16 protein-coding genes and 1 tRNA gene are annotated in these 17,523 nt (G+C 72.0%); 6 read left to right on the forward strand and 11 right to left on the reverse strand.

What is annotated here, in order from left to right:
* Window positions 1-17 precede the first annotated feature (17 nt).
* Both ACIOGX_RS06145 and ACIOGX_RS06150 read right to left on the reverse strand, forming a co-directional pair.
* On the reverse strand, window positions 18-2,567 hold the full coding sequence (locus ACIOGX_RS06145) for an FtsX-like permease family protein (RefSeq protein ID WP_401910751.1): 2,550 nt from the start codon (window positions 2,565-2,567) through the stop codon (window positions 18-20).
* The gene (locus ACIOGX_RS06150) at window positions 2,561-3,430 is read right to left on the reverse strand and encodes an ABC transporter ATP-binding protein (protein WP_401910754.1); all 870 of its coding nucleotides are present in this window, start codon (window positions 3,428-3,430) and stop codon (window positions 2,561-2,563) included. Before ACIOGX_RS06150 ends, ACIOGX_RS06145 begins: the two co-directional genes overlap by 7 nt.
* A 132-nt stretch (window positions 3,431-3,562) precedes the next feature.
* Between ACIOGX_RS06150 and ACIOGX_RS06155 the strand changes: the two genes are divergently transcribed.
* Together ACIOGX_RS06155 and ACIOGX_RS06160 are read left to right on the forward strand one after the other, a co-directional pair.
* A complete protein-coding gene (locus tag ACIOGX_RS06155; protein ID WP_401910757.1) occupies window positions 3,563-4,858 on the forward strand; it encodes a sensor histidine kinase in 1,296 nt (431 codons plus the stop codon).
* Between the two features lie 262 nt (window positions 4,859-5,120).
* Complete coding sequence (locus ACIOGX_RS06160; protein WP_356508556.1) at window positions 5,121-5,609, forward strand: phospholipase; 489 nt, start codon at window positions 5,121-5,123, stop codon at window positions 5,607-5,609.
* 54 nt (window positions 5,610-5,663) lie between these two features.
* Here the strand turns inward: ACIOGX_RS06160 and ACIOGX_RS06165 are convergent.
* The 6 genes from ACIOGX_RS06165 to ehuB all read right to left on the reverse strand — a co-directional run bounded on the left by ACIOGX_RS06165 (window position 5,664) and on the right by ehuB (window position 9,833).
* Window positions 5,664-5,737 (reverse strand) — tRNA-Lys (locus ACIOGX_RS06165).
* Window positions 5,738-5,873: 136 nt separating this feature from the next.
* Window positions 5,874-6,632, reverse strand: coding sequence for an IclR family transcriptional regulator C-terminal domain-containing protein (locus tag ACIOGX_RS06170; RefSeq protein WP_356508554.1), 759 nt, complete (start codon window positions 6,630-6,632; stop codon window positions 5,874-5,876).
* 166 nt (window positions 6,633-6,798) lie between these two features.
* Window positions 6,799-7,590 carry an ectoine/hydroxyectoine ABC transporter ATP-binding protein EhuA gene (gene ehuA, locus ACIOGX_RS06175; RefSeq protein ID WP_356508552.1) on the reverse strand — a complete coding sequence of 264 codons (792 nt, stop codon included), beginning with the start codon at window positions 7,588-7,590 and terminating at the stop codon, window positions 6,799-6,801.
* Window positions 7,580-8,233: an ectoine/hydroxyectoine ABC transporter permease subunit EhuD gene (gene ehuD / locus ACIOGX_RS06180; RefSeq protein ID WP_356508550.1), complete on the reverse strand. Its 654-nt coding sequence runs from the start codon at window positions 8,231-8,233 to the stop codon at window positions 7,580-7,582. The genes ehuA and ehuD overlap by 11 nt, the downstream gene beginning before the upstream one ends.
* On the reverse strand, window positions 8,230-8,904 hold the full coding sequence (gene ehuC / locus ACIOGX_RS06185; RefSeq protein ID WP_401767706.1) for an ectoine/hydroxyectoine ABC transporter permease subunit EhuC: 675 nt from the start codon (window positions 8,902-8,904) through the stop codon (window positions 8,230-8,232). The genes ehuD and ehuC overlap by 4 nt, the downstream gene beginning before the upstream one ends.
* Window positions 8,901-9,833 (reverse strand): ectoine/hydroxyectoine ABC transporter substrate-binding protein EhuB, encoded by a 933-nt coding sequence (ehuB, locus tag ACIOGX_RS06190; RefSeq protein WP_129769005.1) that lies wholly within the window; start codon window positions 9,831-9,833, stop codon window positions 8,901-8,903. Before ehuB ends, ehuC begins: the two co-directional genes overlap by 4 nt.
* Before the next feature lie 119 nt (window positions 9,834-9,952).
* On the opposite strand from ehuB, the gene ACIOGX_RS06195 reads away from it, so the two are divergent.
* Complete coding sequence (locus tag ACIOGX_RS06195; protein WP_129769004.1) at window positions 9,953-10,450, forward strand: DUF3830 family protein; 498 nt, start codon at window positions 9,953-9,955, stop codon at window positions 10,448-10,450.
* Here ACIOGX_RS06195 and ACIOGX_RS06200 read toward each other — a convergent pair.
* Window positions 10,431-11,894 (reverse strand): amidase, encoded by a 1,464-nt coding sequence (locus ACIOGX_RS06200; RefSeq protein ID WP_401910762.1) that lies wholly within the window; start codon window positions 11,892-11,894, stop codon window positions 10,431-10,433. The genes ACIOGX_RS06195 and ACIOGX_RS06200 overlap by 20 nt on opposite strands.
* Window positions 11,887-12,837: a D-2-hydroxyacid dehydrogenase gene (locus ACIOGX_RS06205; protein WP_383966344.1), complete on the reverse strand. Its 951-nt coding sequence runs from the start codon at window positions 12,835-12,837 to the stop codon at window positions 11,887-11,889. Before ACIOGX_RS06205 ends, ACIOGX_RS06200 begins: the two co-directional genes overlap by 8 nt.
* Before the next feature lie 224 nt (window positions 12,838-13,061).
* On the opposite strand from ACIOGX_RS06205, the gene ACIOGX_RS06210 reads away from it, so the two are divergent.
* From ACIOGX_RS06210 to ACIOGX_RS06220, 3 genes are all read left to right on the forward strand, one after another.
* Window positions 13,062-13,964 (forward strand): decarboxylase, encoded by a 903-nt coding sequence (locus tag ACIOGX_RS06210; RefSeq protein ID WP_401910766.1) that lies wholly within the window; start codon window positions 13,062-13,064, stop codon window positions 13,962-13,964.
* Entirely contained in the window at window positions 13,961-14,695 is a 735-nt protein-coding gene (locus tag ACIOGX_RS06215) for a decarboxylase (RefSeq protein WP_401910769.1), read from the forward strand. The genes ACIOGX_RS06210 and ACIOGX_RS06215 overlap by 4 nt, the downstream gene beginning before the upstream one ends.
* Window positions 14,696-14,824: 129 nt before the next feature.
* Window positions 14,825-15,907: an LLM class flavin-dependent oxidoreductase gene (locus ACIOGX_RS06220; protein ID WP_356508536.1), complete on the forward strand. Its 1,083-nt coding sequence runs from the start codon at window positions 14,825-14,827 to the stop codon at window positions 15,905-15,907.
* A 24-nt stretch (window positions 15,908-15,931) separates the two neighbouring features.
* Here the strand turns inward: ACIOGX_RS06220 and ACIOGX_RS06225 are convergent, their stop codons facing one another.
* Window positions 15,932-17,200 (reverse strand): methyltransferase domain-containing protein, encoded by a 1,269-nt coding sequence (locus tag ACIOGX_RS06225; protein ID WP_401910772.1) that lies wholly within the window; start codon window positions 17,198-17,200, stop codon window positions 15,932-15,934.
* Window positions 17,201-17,523 lie beyond the last annotated feature (323 nt).

Below are 17,523 nucleotides of genomic sequence, written 5' to 3' on the forward strand. Positions count from 1 at the left end.
CTTCACCGCGGCCCGTGTCACTCACGCGTGCCCGCGAACTCCACCGGCCGTACACGCAGGGAGAGCGCGGCCGGGACCACCGCCGAGACCGCGGCGAGCACCGCGCACGCGCCGGCCGCCGCACCGAGCGCGCCCCACGGCAGTACGAGCGGGGACCCCGCGTGGAGGACGCCCAGCGCGCCCCACAAGCCGGCCAGACCGACCCCGGCCACCAGCGTGCCGAGCACCGCTCCGACCGCCACGACCAGCAGCGCCTCCGCCGCGACGAGCCGTAGCACCTGGGGCGCGGTGGCGCCCGCCAGCCGGAGCGCGGCCAGCTCCCGCACCCGGTCGGAACCCGCCATGACCAGGGTGTTCGCCAGGGAGATCCCGGTGTAGAGCAGCGCGATGCCCAGGACCAGCAGGAACCCCGTCCGCGTTCGGCCATCGGTCTCCGGGTAACTGGCCGCCACCCACGCGTCCTTGGTGAACACCTGTCCGCCCGAGCGTCCGGCCGCCGTACGCAGACCGGCCGCCACGGCGCTCGCGTCGGCCCCCTCCGCGAGGCTCACATCGATCCGGTCGACGGGCGCGCCCGGCGCGTTGCGCGGCGTCACGTACACCCCGTTGCCGCCGGTCCCGATGCGCATGACGGCGGCGACGCGCAGCGAGGTCCGCGTACCGTCCGCCCGCCAGATGTCCACGGACTCGCCGACCGTATGCCGCTCCCACTCCTCGGTGACGATGATCGAGCGGTCGTCCAGATCGGTCACCCGGCCCGCGGCGAGCGGCAGTCGGGCCGTCGCGGCGAGCGCCGCCGGATCGGCCGCGCGGGCGTCGGACCGGATGAGCGCGACGCCGTCCTCCAGTACGTGGACGGCGCTCGCGGCGGTGGGGGAGACCACGGTGCCCGGGACCCGCCGTACGCGCTCCACCGTCGCGGCGTCGAAGCCCGGTCCCGCCGCGCCCGGTCCGCCCGCCCCTCCCCGGCCTTCCTCGGCCGTGCCCGAGCCGCCCGGCGCGGAGATCACGAAATCCGCCGTGGTCCGCTGCCGGATCTCGGCGGCCCGCGCCCCGTCGATCGTCGCGGTGGCCCCGAGCAGCGAGCCCGTCAGCGCCACCGTCACCAGGACGGGCGCGGCGACGGCCGCGGTGCGCCGGACCCCGGCCGCCGCGTTCTCCCGTACCAGCAGGCCGGTCGCGCCCGGCAGCCGGGCGGGCAGCCAGGCGAGCAGCCGGGCGAGCGGAGGCACCAGGACCGGCGCGAGCAGCGCGCACGCGACGATCAGCGGCATCGGCCCGCTCGTGTACGACTTACGGCCCAGCAGCCCGCCCGGCTCGGTCAGCAGGGCGTGGACCGGCAGCCCGATCCCCACCAGCAGCAGCCCGGCGCCGAAGAACCACCGGCCCCGGGTCATGGTCCCGGTGTCCACCGCCGCGTCACGCAGCGCCTCCACCGGGCCTGTCCTCCCGGCCCGCAGGGACGCCGCCACCGCGCCCGCGAGTGCCACGGACAGCCCGGTCCAGAAGGCCAGTTGGTACGGCCAGGTGTCCGTCCCGATGGCGAACCAGCGCGGTGCGAGCCCGTCGTCCACCAGCCACGCCGCCAGCCGGGGCGCTCCCCGCGCGCCCAGCGCGCAGCCCGCCGCCGAGGCCACCACACCCACCACCATCGCCTCCGCGAGGACCATGCGCCGGATCTGGCCGGGGGTGGCGCCCGCCGTGCGCAGCAGCCCGAACTCCCGGCGCCGCTGCGCCACCGCGAAGGCGAACGTCGACGCGACCACGAAGACCGAGACGAACCCGGTGACCCCCGCCGCCGTGCCGAGCATGGCGTTCACCGCGATCAGCGCCTCACTGTCACGGTCCGGATCGGCGTCCGCGTCCTTCCTGTCGGCGCCCGTGAGCACCCGTACGGCCGCAGTGCCCGCCGCGTCGGCCGAGCCCGCGGCGTCGTCCGCCGCACCCGCCACCTTCTGCCGTACCGCACGTGGATCGGCGTCCACCACCAGATGGTCCACCTCCGGGGAGAGCCGGGCCGCGCGGTCGTCCGGGTAGAACAGCGCCTGCTCGAAGCCCAGATCCCGGACCGTGCCGACGATCGTCACCGTCCCCCGGTCGGTACGCACCCGCCGGCCCGGCGCGGTCCAGTCGCCCGTGGCCACGGCCTCGTCCGCCGCCCTCGGCGCCCGGCCCGCGTCGAGGCGGTACGGGGCGAAGGCGGCCGTGGACCAGGGGTGCCCCACCAGCCCGGCCGGGCCGCCCTGGGCCCGTACCGCGAACGTACGGTCCTCGACGGTACGGCCCAGCGCGGCCAACTCCCGTGCCAGGGACGGCGGTACGGGACGCGGACTGGCCAGCTTCGCGACCCGGTCGCCGATCCGGGTCGGTACGCGCAGGGTGTCGGCGCCCTTCACCACGACCGGCGCCTTCGCGAACCGCTCGGGGCGGCGCTCGGGCGCGTCCAGGCTCGCGGCCAGGGCGAGTCCCATGGTGGCGATCAGCCCGACCCCCAGCGAGAGTGCGATGAAACTGCCGACGAAGGTGGTCCAGCGGCTGCGCAGCGTACGCAGGGCGACGCTCAGCACGGCACGGCCTCCAGCGCGGTCATCCGGGCCGCGATCTCCTCGGCGGCCGGCGCCGTCAGCGCGCCGCCGACCCGCCCGTCGACCAGGAAGACGACGCGGTCGGCGTACGAGGCGGCGACCGGGTCATGGGTGACCATCACGATCGTGGAGCCCTCCCGGTCCACCAGGGAGCGCAGCATGGCCAGCACCTCGCGGCCGGTCCGTGAGTCCAGCGCTCCGGTCGGCTCGTCGGCGAACAGCACCTCGGGGCGGGTGATCAGGGCGCGGGCGAGCGCGACCCGCTGCTGCTGGCCGCCCGACAGCTCGCTGGGCCGGTGTTTCGCGCGGTCGGCCAGACCGACCCGGTCCAGTACGTCCCGCACCCGCGCCCGCGAGGTCGCGCGCCCGGCGAGCCGCAGCGGCAGCGCCACATTCTGCTCGGCCGTCAGCGCGGGCAGCAGATTGAAGGACTGGAAGACGAAGCCGACACGGTCGCGGCGCAGCAGGGTCAGCTCTCTCTCGGTCAGCTCCGTCAGTTCGGTCCCGCCGATGGACACCGACCCCGAGGTGGGCCGGTCGAGACCGGCCGCGCACTGGAGCAGGGTCGACTTCCCGGAACCGGAGGGGCCCATCACGGCGGTGAACGTGGCACGGGGGAAGGAGAGGGAGACGTCGTCGAGGGCGGCGACGGCGCCGTCCCCCGATCCATGGATCCTCCGTACGGAGCGCAGCTGAATCGCGTCGCCGTGGGCGTCGCCATGCACGTGGTCCTGGGCGAGGCCATGCACGTGGTCCCGCGCGAGGCCATGCGCGTCGTTCTGCGTGTGGCCGTGCCGGTCGCGGTGCCGGGCGTCGTGCCGGTCGCGGAATGCGTCGTGGGTCATGCGTCCAGTCCACCGCCGCGCGCCGCCCGGCACACCAGTGCAGGGCCTAGTCCCGGGGTAGGGCAGGCACTACCCCGGACACTCCGCCTGCGTGGATGGCCCGTCCTCCGGTTCGCCTTCTACCGTCCTCCCATGCGCTCCCGTTCCCGCACCGTGTGGCAGGCCCTGGCCCGGCCGGACTTCCCGCTCTCGCCCTGGCCCTGGCGCGCGGCGGCGTATCTGCTCAGCGGCGTACCGGCCGGGGCCGCCGTCCTGGTGGTGGCGGTGGCCGTCATCGCCGTCGGCGCGGTGCTCTCCCTCGTACTCGTCGGGCTGCCGCTCCTCGCCGTCTCGGCGCTCGGCGGACTGCCGGTGGCCCGGTTCGAGCGGTTCAGGACACGGCTGATCGACGAGCGGCCCGCCGCCGATCCGCACCGGCGTCCCGCCGAACCGGGGCTGTGGCCCTGGCTGCGGACCCGCTTCCAGGAGCGTGCCACCTGGCGGGAACTGGCGTACGCGGCGCTCTTCGCGCTGGTGCTCTGGCCGCTCGACGCGATCGCCGTCACGCTCTGTCTGCTGCTCCCGCTCGCCATGGTCGCCACACCGGTCCTGCTGGCCACCGTGGGGGACGGCGAGGAGGTGAAGGTCGTCAAGGTGTGGACGGTCACCTCCTGGCCCATGGCGTGCGCGTTCGCCGTGCTCGGCCTGCTCTTCCTCGCGGTCTGCTGCTACGCGCTGGGCGTGCTGGCGGGCGCCCGCGCCGAACTGACCCGGATCCTGATCGCGCCCCGGGAGACCGCGCTGGGCCGGCGGGTCACCGAACTGAGCCGCTCCCGGGTGCGGTTGGTGGACGCCTTCGAGGCGGAGCGCCGCCGGATCGAACGGGATCTGCACGACGGCGCCCAGCAGCGGCTGGTCGCGCTGACCATGACGCTGGGTCTGGCCCGGCTCGACGCGCCGCCGGGCCCCGTCGCCGACCGTATCGACGCGGCGCACCGCGAGGCCGGTGAGGCGCTGGCGGAGCTGCGCGAACTCATCCGGGGCATCCACCCCAAGGTCCTCACCGACTACGGACTCGCGGCGGCCGTCGCGGATGTGGCGGACCGCTCGGCGCTGCCGGTGGACGTGGGGATCGAACGGGTCCCGCGGTTCTCCGACGCGGTGGAGGCCACCGCGTACTTCGTGGTGTGCGAGGCGCTGGCCAACGCGGGCAGACACAGCGGGGCGCGCCGCGTCACCGTCTCCGGCCGGTACGGCGACGGGCGGCTGGTACTGGAGATAGCGGACGACGGCGACGGCGGCGCCCGCGCGGGCGCGGGAAGCGGGCTGACCGGGCTGGCCGACCGCGTCTCCGTACTGGACGGCAGGCTCTCGCTGTCCAGCCCGGCCGGCGGCCCGACCGTCCTGCGGGTCGAGATCCCGTGCGCGGACCGGGGAGTTGACGGGTAGACCGGGCGCCTTCGGCCGCCCCGGCGGCCGGGCGCAGATCGGTCAACTGGGGACGGAAGTGTCAACTGGACGCCACCCGACGGGAGTTCGCTGTCCAAGGGGTTTGCCGACGCCGCGATTTGGGGGACCATTCCCGCGTCGGTCATCGCGCGTAGACCCATGCGACAGCCGCGCCGCTCAGTCTGTGGACGCTCCGTGCCCACCCGGGCGTGGAGCGTCTTCCCCCCATGTCCCCCCATACCTCGCCCGGAGGATCACCTTCATGCGCAGACGCCTGGCACTTCCCCTCGCCTCAGCCGTACTCGCCCTCGCCGCATCGCTGGTGACGGCGTCTCAGGCCGTCGCCGCCCCGGCCGACAAGCCGCAGGTCCTCAGCGGCTGGACGCAGGAGTCCGCCGCCAGCTACAACTCCTGGGTCTCGGCCCGAGGGAACCAGGGCGCGTGGTCCGCCTACGGTTTCGACTGGTCCACGGACTACTGCTCGTCCTCGCCGGACAACCCCTTCGGCTTCCCGTTCCAGACCGCCTGTTCCCGCCATGACTTCGGGTACCGCAACTACAAGGCGGCCGGTCAGTTCGAGGCGAACAAGGCCCGGCTGGACTCCGCGTTCTACGCGGACCTGAAGCGGGTGTGCTCGGGATACTCCGGCGCCACGAAGACGTCCTGCGACGGTCTGGCGTGGACCTACTACCAGGCGGTCAGCATCTTCGGCGTGAGCCCGATGGTGGACGGCTCGCGGTCCGTCGTCTGAGGATCTTGAACGAGAGAAGGCCCCCCGCTTCCGCGAGGGGCCTTCCTCTGTCTGTGCGCCGCCAGGGACTCGAACCCCGGACCCGCTGATTAAGAGTCAGCTGCTCTAACCAACTGAGCTAGCGGCGCCTGCTGACTCGAAAATAATACCCGGTGGTCCGGGGTGCTCAGGACCACCGCCAGGACCAGGGCCAGACGAGGGCCGGGACCACCGGCGGGTCACCGCCTGGGCCACCGACCGGACCGGCCGGACCGGGCGGAAAACCTAGATCGTCAGCGAGAGGGCCAGTGGGGCCGCCCTGCGGTTCAGGGCCTCCGCCGCCCCCTTCAGCCGGTGGGCGTGCTCGACCGGCAGCGACAGCGCCAGGCAGCCCACGGTGGAGCCCGCCGTCAGCGGAACGGCGGCGCAGACGGTCCCCAGCGCGTACTCCTGGAGATCGAGCACCGGCACCGTCGGCGCCTGGCTGTCCAGCCGCGAGAACAGCAGCCGCTCGCTGGTGATCGTCCGGGAGGTGAACCGGGCGATCTTGTGGCGGTCCAGATGGTCACGGCGGCCGTCCCTGTCCAGCTGGGTCAGCAGACACTTGCCGATCGCGCTGGCGTGGGCGGTGGCGCGGAAGTCCACGTACTCATTGACGGCGGGCGTCAGCGGGCCGTCGGCGACCTGTGTGACCTTGATCTCACCGTCGATGTAGCGGCTGAGATAGACCGCCGCCCCGACCGAGTCGCGCAGCTCGTCCAGCGCGCTCTGGAGCCTGTCCTCCAGGGCCTGCTGCCGGGCCGTGCCGGAGCCGAGCATCGCCAGCGACTCGCCGATCACATACGCGCCGTCCGTGACCTGCTCGACGTACCCCTCGCGCCGCAGCATGGAGAGCAGCGGAGCCAGATGACCGGCCGGCAGCCCGCTCTCCCGGGCTATCCGGGCCTCGGTCACGCCGCCGCCGTACTTGGACACGGCCTCCAGGACGCGCAGCACGTACCGCACCGAATGGAACGGCGCGGTCGGCTCCGGCTTCAGCACCACGGTTCCCCCCAGCAGGTTGTGACCGCAAGCTCACGCACCACGATAGCCGTCAAGAGCCTTTGCCGGGGCGGCGGTTGCCCACATGACGGGGATGGGCCGGCGCCCTGGACTGGGGCGCATCGCTCTGGCATATGCCAGAGGGATACTTGCCCGAGGGGATACGAGGTCAGAGCACCGCGCCCAGGAACTCGCGCGTACGTTCGTGCTCCGGCTCGGAGAAGATCTTCTCCGGCGGGCCCGATTCGATGACCTTTCCGGCGTCGAACATCAGGACGTCGTCGGAGATGTCCCGGGCGAAGTTCATCTCGTGGGTCACGCAGAGCATCGTGATGTCCGTGGTGCGGGCGATGTCCCGGAGCACGTCGAGGACGCCCGCGACCAGTTCGGGGTCGAGGGCCGAGGTGACCTCGTCGAGCAGCAGGATCTTCGGCCGCATCGCCAGCGCGCGGGCGATCGCCACCCGCTGCTGCTGGCCGCCCGAGAGCTGGGTCGGCTTCGCCGCGCAGCGGTCGCCGAGGCCGACCAGATCGAGCAGCTCGCGACCGCGCTCCTCCGCCTCGTCCTTGCTCAGCCCCAGCACCTTGACCGGGGCCTCGGTGACATTGCGCAGCACGTTCATGTTGGGGAAGAGATTGAACTGCTGGAAGACCATGCCGATGTTCTTGCGCACTTCACGGACATGCTTGCTGTCGGCGGGGAAGAGTCTGTCGCCATTGATGGTGATGACGCCCTCGTCCGGTTTCACCAGGGTCATCAGCAGCCGCAGGATCGTCGTCTTCCCCGACCCGGACGGGCCGATCAGCGTCACATGTTTTCCGGGCCGCACGGAGAAACAGAGATTGTCCAGCACGGTGTTCTTGCCGAACCGCTTGGTGACGTTGTCGAAACGGATCAGCTCGTCCGCGGGACCGGTGGCTTTCGGATCGGGGATCTCGGGGGTGGATATGTCAGCGGACAAGACGACGCTCCAGGGCTCGCATGAGAAGAGAAGCCGGGTAGGCGATGAGAATGAAGGCGACACCGACCACGGTCAGCGGTTCGGTGTACTGGAAGGTGGTCGCGCTCTCCAGCCGGGACTGCTGGAGCATTTCCAGCACACTGATTCCGGCGAGCAGAGGCGTGTCCTTCAGCATCGAGATGACGTAGTTGCCCAGCGCGGGCACGATCCGCCGGATCGCCTGCGGCAGGATCACCACCAGCCACGTACGGCCGGGCGGCAGACTGAGCGCGGTGGCCGCCTCCCACTGCCCGGCCGGCACCGCGTCGATACCGGCCCGGTACACCTGGGCGGTGTAGGTCGAATAGTGCAGGCCGATCGCGATCGTGCCGGTGGTCAGCCCGGAGAACTGCACGCCCCATTCGGGCAGGACGAAGAAGAAGAAAAACAGCTGCACGAGCAGCGGGGTGTTCCGGATGAACTCGGTGATGACATTGACCGGCCACCGGATGAAACGCGTCGGCGCCCGGAATCCGATCGCCCAGACCAGACCGAGCGTGAAGGAGAGCAGCGAGCCGAGCACCAGCACCTGAAGGGTGAGGAGCAGGCCGTCCCAGAAGCGTGGCATGAAGTCCGCGACGGCGGACCAGTCCCAATTGTTCATCGGGCACCTCCCGGTGTCGCGGTGATGCCGATACCGGCCTTGGTCCTGCGCTCAAGCGCCCGCATTCCACGGGCGAGGACGAACGCGAGCACGAAATAGATCACCAGCGTCACCGAGTAGATCTGCGCGCTCTCCTGGGTGGCCAGCCGCACCAGATAGGCGGCGAACGACACATCGGCGACGCCCAGCAGGGAGACCAGCGCGGTGCCCTTCAGCAGCTCGATGAGCAGGTTGCTGAACGGCGGGATCATCTCCGGGATCGCCTGGGGCAGCAGGATCAGCCGCATGCGCTGCCAGGGCGTGAAGTTCAGGGCGATGCCGGCCTCGCGCTGCGCGGGTGCCACGGAGTTCAGCGCGCCGCGTACGACCTCGGCGCCGTACGCCCCGTACGACAGCCCCAGCGCGAGCACGGCGGCCCACATCGGGACCAGGGCCCAGCCGAACAGGCCCGGCATGACGAAGAACAGCCAGAACATCAGCACCAGCGCCGAGGTGCCCCGGAAGATCTCGGTGTAGAGGCCCGCGAGGAAGCGGACGAAGCGCGAGCTGTGCGTACGGGCGGTGCCGACGGTGAAGGCCACGACGGCGGCGAGAGCGGCGCTGTACAGGGTGAGCTGGACCGTGATCCAGATACCGGGCAGCACCCAGTGGGTCCAGAGGCCGGCTGTCATGCGCACAGCTCCTCTGCGGTCAGGGTGGTCATCTCCGCCTCCGTGAAGCCGAACGGCTTGAGGATGCGGAACAGTTCGCCGCTCTTCTTCATCTTGTGGATCTCGACATTGAAGGCGTCCCGGAGACCGGTGTCGGTGGGGCGGAAGGCGAACCCGCCGCCGTCGATCTTCTTCTTGCCGTCCACGACCGGCGCGAACGGCTTCGTGGCCTCCGCCCTGGTGCTCTTCTTCACCACATCGCGGCCGGTGAGCGCGGTCCCGGCGAATACGTCGACCCGGCCGGACTCGACCGCGTTCAGCCCCGCGACCGGATCCTGGAGAATGACGAGTTCGTTCTCCGGGACCCCGGCGGATATCGCGTAGTCGATCTCGGCGTAGCCGGTGCCGGTGGCGATCTTCGCCTTCGTCCGCACCACGTCCTGATACGAGTGCAGCCCTTTGGGATTTCCCTTGCGCACGATGAACGAGTCGAGCATCTGGTACTCGGGATCGGCGAAGATGACCTGCGCGCAGCGCTCCTTGTTGATGTACATCCCGGCCGAGACGACATCGAACTGCTGCGAATTGAGGCCGGGTATCAGCGAGGAGAAGTCGGTGGCCACGGGCTGCACCGCGCCGATACCGAGCCGCTTGAAGATCACCTTCGCCAGCTCCACCGCCTCACCGGTGAATTCGCCCTGGTCGTCGATGAATCCGTACGGTGCCTCGCCCGCGATACCGAGTCGCACCGTGCGCTGGGACTTCAGCCGGGCGAGTGTGTCACCCGACGGGATCCTGCTGCAGCCGGCGGCGCCGAGTGCCCCCGCGGCGCCCAGCGCCGCCGTGCCCAGCAGAAGGGACCGGCGGCCCAGGGACCGGCGCCCCGGTGACCGGCGGCCTATGGACCGTTTTGCGGTTCTTTCCTTGTCGTGCTCTGGTGGTGAAGCCATGGGCGCGCGGCTACCCGACTCCATACGGGTTATGCACATCATTTCGAGCCGATCTTGAGACCGCCCCGCGCCCGGTCGGATGCTCTTGACTCAGTGGATCAGATGAGGACCATGAGGACATGGCCGACCGATTTGTAACTGTGTCGCTCGACAAGCGCGGGGTGCACTGCACCGCGAAACTCCTGGACGACCGGGCTCCGGTCACCTGCGCGGCGGTGTGGGAGGCGCTGCCGCTGGGCTCGGACGTGTATCACGCGAAGTACGCGCGCAATGAGATCTACGCGCTCTTTCCGGCCTTCGCCGCCGAGGAACCACCGCTGGAGAATCCGACCGTGACCCCCATCCCCGGGGACCTGTGCTACTTCACCTTCTCCGACACGGAGCTGGGCACGTCGTCGTACGGCTACGACGAGAAGGCGGTGCGCGGCCGGCGCACCGTCGTGGACCTGGCCCTCTTCTACGAGCGCAACAATCTCCTGATCAACGGGGACATGGGCTGGATCCCCGGCATCGTCTGGGGGACGGTGGTGGACGGCCTCGACCGGATGGCCGAGGCCTGCCAGGACCTGTGGCGCGCGGGCGCCGTCGGCGAGACGCTCAGCTTCCGGCGGGAGTGACCCCCGGGGCGGGAAGGCCGGGCGCCGCGCCCGACTCGTACAGCGCGTGCGCGGCGCGCAGCACCAGCGCGTCCGCGTGGCGCCCGGCGACCAGCTGCACGCCGATCGGCAGCCCGTCCCCGTCCACCCCGCACGGCACGCTCGCGGCGGGCTGCTGCGTCAGGTTGAACGGGTACGTGAACGGCGTCCAGGCCGTCCAGCGCCGCTGGCCCGAGCCCCGCGGCGTCTCCCGGCCCGCCTCGAACGCGGTGATCGGCAGCGTGGGCGTGACCAGCAGGTCGTACGACTCGTGGAACCGGCCGAACCGCCGGCCCAGCTCCATCCGCGCGTCGACCGCGGCCAGATAGTCCAGCGCGCTGTAGCGCTCACCGGCCGCGACGATCTCCCGCAGCCCCGGATCGAGCAGCTCGCGCTGCTCCGCGCCGAACGGCTCCACCAGCCGGGCCGCGCCGCTGAACCACAGGGTGTGGAAGGCCTCCACCGGATCCGTGACATCCGGATCGGCCTCCTCGATGTACGCCCCCAGCTCGGCGAGCCGGCCCACCGCGCGCCGGACGGCCGAGGCCACCTCGGGACGCACCGCGACCTGGTTGCCGAAGGTCGGGGAGTACGCGATCCGCAGCCCCTTGACGCCGCCCCCGCCCGCCCCGCCCGCCGCGCCGTCCGTCAGCGCGGCGGAGAGGCCCGGCGCCGGGGCGAGCTGCGACCAGTCCCGCCAGTCGGCGCCGCTGATCACATCCATCAGCAGGGCGGCGTCCGCCGCGTCCCGGGTCATCGGCCCGGCGTGCGCGAGCGTGCCGAACGGGCTGGACGGATAGAGCGGCACCCGGCCGTACGTCGGTTTGAACCCGAAGATCCCGCAGAAGGAGGCCGGGATACGGACCGAGCCGCCGCCGTCCGTCCCGATGGAGAGCGGGGCCGCGCCCAGCGCCACCGCCGCCGCGCTGCCGCCGCTGGACCCGCCCGACGTCCGGGACGGGTCGTACGGATTACGGGTCACCCCGCTCAGCGGTGAGTCCGTGACGCCCTTCCAGCCGAACTCCGGGGTGGTGGTCTTGCCGACGAGGACCGCGCCGTGTTCCCGCAGCCGCGCCACCGCCGGCGCGTCCTCGTCCCAGGCGCCCTGGGTCCGTACGGTCCTGGAGCCGCGGAGGGTGGGGCTGCCGCGCTGGAGGAAGATGTCCTTCACCGAGACCGGCACCCCGTCGAGCAGCCCCCGCGGTTCCCGCGCGCTCCACCGGGCGGTGGACGCCTCCGCCTGCGCGAGCGCGGCGTCGGCGTCCACCCGTACGAAGGCGTTGACCAGTGGCTGCACCACCTCGATCCGGTCCAGTACGGCACGGGTCGCGTCGAGCGGCGAGAAGTCGCCCCTCTCGTAGCCGGCCAGGAGCTGCCGTGCGGTGAGGTCGGTGAGGCGGGTGGGGTCGCTCGTGTGATCAGTCATGCATGGGGACGTACCCACGTTTCTTGTCCACCACGTTCGGCAGAGGCTTTCCGGCGGCCCAAAGTTCATACAGATCCACGAACTGTTCGCCCAGCCGGTCGCGCCAGCCGACCGTGTCCCCGCTCATGTGCGGGGAGATGATCAGGCCGGGGACGTCCCAGAGCCTGCTGCCCGTGTCCAGCGGCTCGTGCGCGAAGACATCGAGCGCCGCGCCCGCGATCCACCGCTTGGACACCGCCGCGACGAGATCGTCCTCCACCACGAGCTGACCGCGGCCCACATTGATGAACCGGGCGGAGGGCTGCATCAGGCCGAAGAGCCGTGCGTCGAACATGCCGCGTGTGGCGTCCGTGAGCGGCGCCGCGGAGATCACCCAGTCGGCCCGGATCAGCAGCCGGTCCAGCTGGTCGGCGGCGTGCACGCCGGGGCGCGCCGTACGGCCGGTGACGGCCACCGTCACGCCCAGCGCCCGCAGCGTCCCGGCCACGGCCCGGCCGATCGGGCCCGCGCCGATCACGACCGCCCGGCTGCCCGCGACCTGAAGGCCCTCGCGATGGCGCCAGCGGCGCTGGCGCTGGAGCTCCAGGGTCCCGGGGAGATCCTTCGCCATGGCGAGCACCAGCCCCGCCACGTACTCGGCGATCGGCGCCTCGAAGATGCCCCGGGCATTGGTCACGACCGTGTCGGAGGCGATCAGCTCGGGGCAGAGCAGCCGGTCCACCCCGGCGCTCGCGGTGTGCACCCAGCCGGGCCGCGGCCCCTCGCCCGGCCAGGCGTTCCGTACCGCGTCGGAGGTGAAGTCCCAGACCAGCAGGGCGTCCGCGCGCGGGAGTTCGGCGGCGAGACCGGCTTCGTCGACGGAGTGGATCCGTGCCTTCCCGGTGAGCCGGCCCAGCCGTGGCGGAGGGTCCGCCTCCAGGACGAGGAGGGTGGGTGCTGTCATGAGGAGCAGCCCTTCTGCCGGGGCCGGACCGTCGGCGGGTCCGCCGGGTGCCGGACGGAAATCTGCCGTCTACCAGGGGGGAGTCTGCCGATGATCGGGCCGGGCGGGGTTCCCTCGGGATTTCCCTCGGGAAAATTCCGTGCAACGTCTGAGATGGGCGGATTGACCACGCTCGCACTTGGCTCCTACCGTCGTCAAACAAGAGCCTGATAAGGGGGCACGTCGTGGAAGTCTCCTTTCTGGGTGGTCCAGAGCCGCAGCGTGGTGTCGGCGTGGTCGCTCCCTTCGATTTCGCACTCGACCGTGAACTGTGGCGGTGGGTGCCCGACGATATTTCCCTGCGCGTGACACGTACGCCGTACGTGCCGGTCGAGGTCTCCCTCGACCTGGCGCGGCTGGTCAGCGAGCACGAGACCCTCGGCGAGGCGGTCAGAGCGCTCGGAGCCTCGGAACCCGAGGTCATCGCCTATGCCTGCACCTCCGGCAGTTTCGTCGGCGGCGCGGCCGGCGAGCGTGCCATGTGCGAGGCGATGAACCGCGCCGGCGAGGTGCCCTCGCTCACGACGTCCGGAGCCTTGGTCGAGGCGCTGGAGGAGCTGGGTGTCGGCCGTATCGCGCTGGTCACGCCCTATACGGAGTCGGTCACCCAGTCGCTGGAGGACTATCTGGGCGAGGTCGGGGTAACTGTGACGGGTCGCGCTTTTCTGGGGCTGACCCGGCACATCTGGAAGGTGCCGTACCGGTCGGTCGTGGACATGGCGCGGCAGGCCGTCGTCGGGGCGGCCGACGCGCTCTTCATCAGCTGTACGAATCTGCCGACGTACGACGCGATTCCGCAGCTGGAGGCCGAGCTGAGAATGCCCGTCCTGTCCGCCAACCAGGTGACGATGTGGGCGGCACTGCGCAGGCTCGGAGCACACGCCGTCGGTCCGTACCAGGGACTGCTGCTCGATCGGCCGTCGGCGCACGCGGTGCCGGCGATGCCACCGGTGGAGCCTCTGCCGCCGGTCGCGCCCGTCTCGCCCGCGGCGCCGATCGGGCCGGTCGGCCCGGTCGGGGTGGCCCCGCCGGGGCAGGCCGCCCTGCCGGCGGAGCCGCTGCCGGAAGATACGGAAGGATGGACATGACCACCGTCGGACTCCTCTACCCCGGGCATTCGGCCGAGGACGACTACCCCCGCATCGAAATGATGTTCGGTAGTGACATCAGGCTGCCCGTGGTCCACACCGATATCGGCGAGGACGCCCACCGCGTCGACGCGCTGCTCCGGATGGGGGCGGACGAACGGCTCGCCGCGGGGGTGGAGGAGCTGCGCCTCGCCGGCGCCGAGTCCGTCGTCTGGGCCTGCACCAGCGGAAGCTTCATCTACGGGTGGGAGGGCGCCCATGAGCAGACGCGCGCCCTCGCTGCCGCCGCCGGGCTGCCGGCGTCGAGCACCTCGTTTGCCTTCGCCCACGCCGTACGCGCGCTGGACGTCCGGCGGGTCGCCGTGGCCGCCACCTACCCGGCGGATGTCACCGCGTACTTCGCCGCCTTCCTCAAGGCGGCCGGGATCGAGGTCGTCTCCGACCGGGCCAGCGGCATCATCACCGCGGCCGAGGTCGGCACCTGGGAGCAGGAGCAGGTCCTCGAACTGGCCCGCGCGGGCGACCATCCGGACGCGGAGGTCGTCCTGCTCCCGGACACGGCCCTGCACACGATCGCGTATCTGCCGGAGCTGGAGGAGATCCTCGGCAAGCCCGTCCTCACCGCGAACCAGGTGACGGTCTGGGAAGGGCTGCGGCTCGCGGGGCGCAGGGCCTGGGGACCCCGGCTGGGGAGGCTGTTCGAAGGCCGGGAGTTCGAGGCCCGGAGCTGACGGCGCGGGCGCGGGCGTCCACGCCCGCGTGCGCGCGGGAATAATCCGGCGCCCGGCCCGGGAATAAACGGAGAGACCCTCCTGTTGTACCCCTCCTGTACGCATTCGATACGCAGGAGGGTCTGACCGGTGGACGACGCGAGCCGAGGCACGACGGACGGCATCAGGGGAACGGCGCACGGCACCGCGCCCGTACCCCTCTCGGTACTGGACCTGGTCACGGTGGGCAAGGGCTCCACCGCCTCCGAGTCTCTGCGGACGAGCGTCGCGCTCGCGAAGCTCGCCGAGCGCAGGGGATACCACCGGCACTGGGTCGCCGAACATCACTCCATGCCGGGTGTGGCCTCGTCGTCCCCGGCCGTGATCCTCGCCCATCTCGCCGCCCACACCGAGCGCATCCGGCTCGGCTCGGGCGGTGTGATGCTGCCCAACCACGCCCCGCTGGTGATCGCCGAGCAGTTCGGCACGGTCGAGGCGCTCGCGCCGGGCCGGGTCGATCTGGGCCTGGGCCGCGCGCCCGGCACCGACGGGGCGACGGCCGCCGCGCTGCGTCGCTCCGACCGGCTGAACGAGGGCGCCGACGACTTCCCGCAGCAACTGGCCGAGCTGACCCGGTTCCTGGACGACGACTTCCCCGACGGCCACCCGTACTCCCGTATCCACGCGGTACCGGGCCCGGTCCAGGGCCCCGCGGGCCGGCCGCCGGTCTGGCTGCTCGGCTCCTCCGGCTTCAGCGCCCGGCTGGCCGGGGTGCTGGGGCTGCCGTTCGCCTTCGCCCACCACTTCTCGGCGCAGAACACCATCCCGGCGCTCGATCTCTACCGGGAGTCGTTCCGCCCCTCCGCGGTCCTCGACGCCCCGTACGCGCTGATCGGCGTCTCGGCCCTGGCCTCCGGCAGCGAGCGCGAGGCCCGCCGTCAGGTGCTGTCCGGCGCGCTCTCCATGGTCCAGCTGCGCACCGGCCGGCCGGGGCTCGTCCCGACGCCGGAGGAGGCCGAGGCGTACCGGTTCAGCCCGATGGAGCAGGAGTTCGTGGACAACTGGCTCGTCAATATCGTGCACGGCACTCCGGACGCGGTCCGCGACGGCCTCAACGACCTGCAGAAGCGCACGGGCGCCGACGAGCTGATGATCACCTCCCACGCGCACAGCGGCGAGGAGCGGCTGCGCAGCTACGGGCTGATCGCGGACGCGTACGGCCTGCCGGCCTGACGCCCCACGGACACGGTCCGGGCCCTAGCCACCGTCCGGCCCGGTCGTGAGGACCCCCGCCGGGGTGTGGAGCCACGGTGTCTGCCGGCCGTCAGGGGTGACGGTCAGGCCGAAGCGCTCCGGGCCGGGACTGCCGGCCCGGAGCCACCACCGGTACGTCGCCTCCACCTCGTCCCACAGCCTGCGGCGGCCGTACTGCCAGACCGTGAGCCGCTTGTCCGTCCGGCTGTCCCAGTCGACGGCCGCCCAGGACGTGGTGTCGGTGGTGGCGAGCCAGAGCCGGGACGCCACGCCGTGCACATCCGGGTTGTCGTGCCAGGCGCGCCAGACGTCCGGGAGCCGCAGACCGATGGCGAAGCGCGCGGCCGGGTCGTCACCCGCCACCGCCCAGGGGCACAGCTGCGTGGCGGACCGCTCCGGTATCTGGTCGTCCTCCACGACATCGCGGTAGATCCGCAGGTCCGTGCGCTGGTTGCGGATGAGACCGAAGGCGGCGTGCGGGGAGAACCGGCCGGACGCGCTGCCGTCGTCCCGTACGGTGAGCCGCAGCAGCCCGAAGCGGAACCAAGGCGATTCCCAGGGCGTCAGGATCACCCCGCCCGGCCGGGTCTGCTCCAGCCAGGCGCCCGGCACCCGCCGTACGGAGCAGGTGGCGACGACCCGGTCGTACGGCGCTCCGGGCGCGTACCCCGCCGCGCCGTCCCCGGTGATGATCCGGGGCTCCAGGCCGGCACCCCGGAGGCGGCGGGCGGCCTGCGCGCTGAGCCGGGGATCCAGCTCGACCGTGGTCACACGCTCGCTGCCCAGCCGATGCGCCATCAGCCCGGCGTTCCAGCCGGTACCGGTGCCGATCTCCAGCACACGGTGACCGTCCTCCACCGCCAGCAGGCGCAGCATTCGGAAGACGATCGACGGGGCCGATGCCGAGGACGAGACCCGGCGCCCGCCGTCGCCCGGGTCCCGGACGTCGTCGGTCTCCTCGTCGAGCCAACCTCCGATCGTGTCGTCGCCCCCGTCACCGATCCCGTCGTCGACCGCCGTCACCACCGGGCCGTTCGCGTACGCGGCGCGGAGCCAGTGGTCGGGTGCCGCGCCACGGGTACAGGCCGTCAGATCGTCATCGACCCAGACTCTTTCCGGCAGGAACCGGTGCCGCGGAACCGCCCAGAAGGCACGCTCCCACTCCGGCGCGAGCGGCCCGGCCAGGGCGCCGCGCAGCCCGTCGAGCAGCCCTCGCATGGCGGCCCGCTCGGCTGCACCCGTACGGAACGCAGATGGCCCGGCGTCCGTCACCGCGTCTACTTGCCGTGCTTCGGCCCAGGGCCGGGCTGAGCCGTGTCCGCCGGCGACCCGGGGCCCGTCCGGCGGATCCCCGGATCCTCGCCCCCCGCGCGTTCGCCCTCGGCCCCGCCGCCGGTCCTGACCGTTCCCCAGCTCATGCCTCGCGCCCCAGTCTGCTCCGCCGCCATGGTCCAGCGTCCCGGCGGGACAGACGCCGGGACGCCCTTCCACGATCACCCAGCGTCCCGATCACCGGCAAGGCCGCCCGGACGAATGGCGAGTCCCCGCCAGTCAGGGGCCCATCTGTTCGGATACGGGCATCGGGCATGCGGCGT

It is taken from the genome of Streptomyces sp. NPDC088147, assembly GCF_044741565.1.
In the GTDB taxonomy this organism is placed as follows: Bacteria; Actinomycetota; Actinomycetes; order Streptomycetales; family Streptomycetaceae; genus Streptomyces.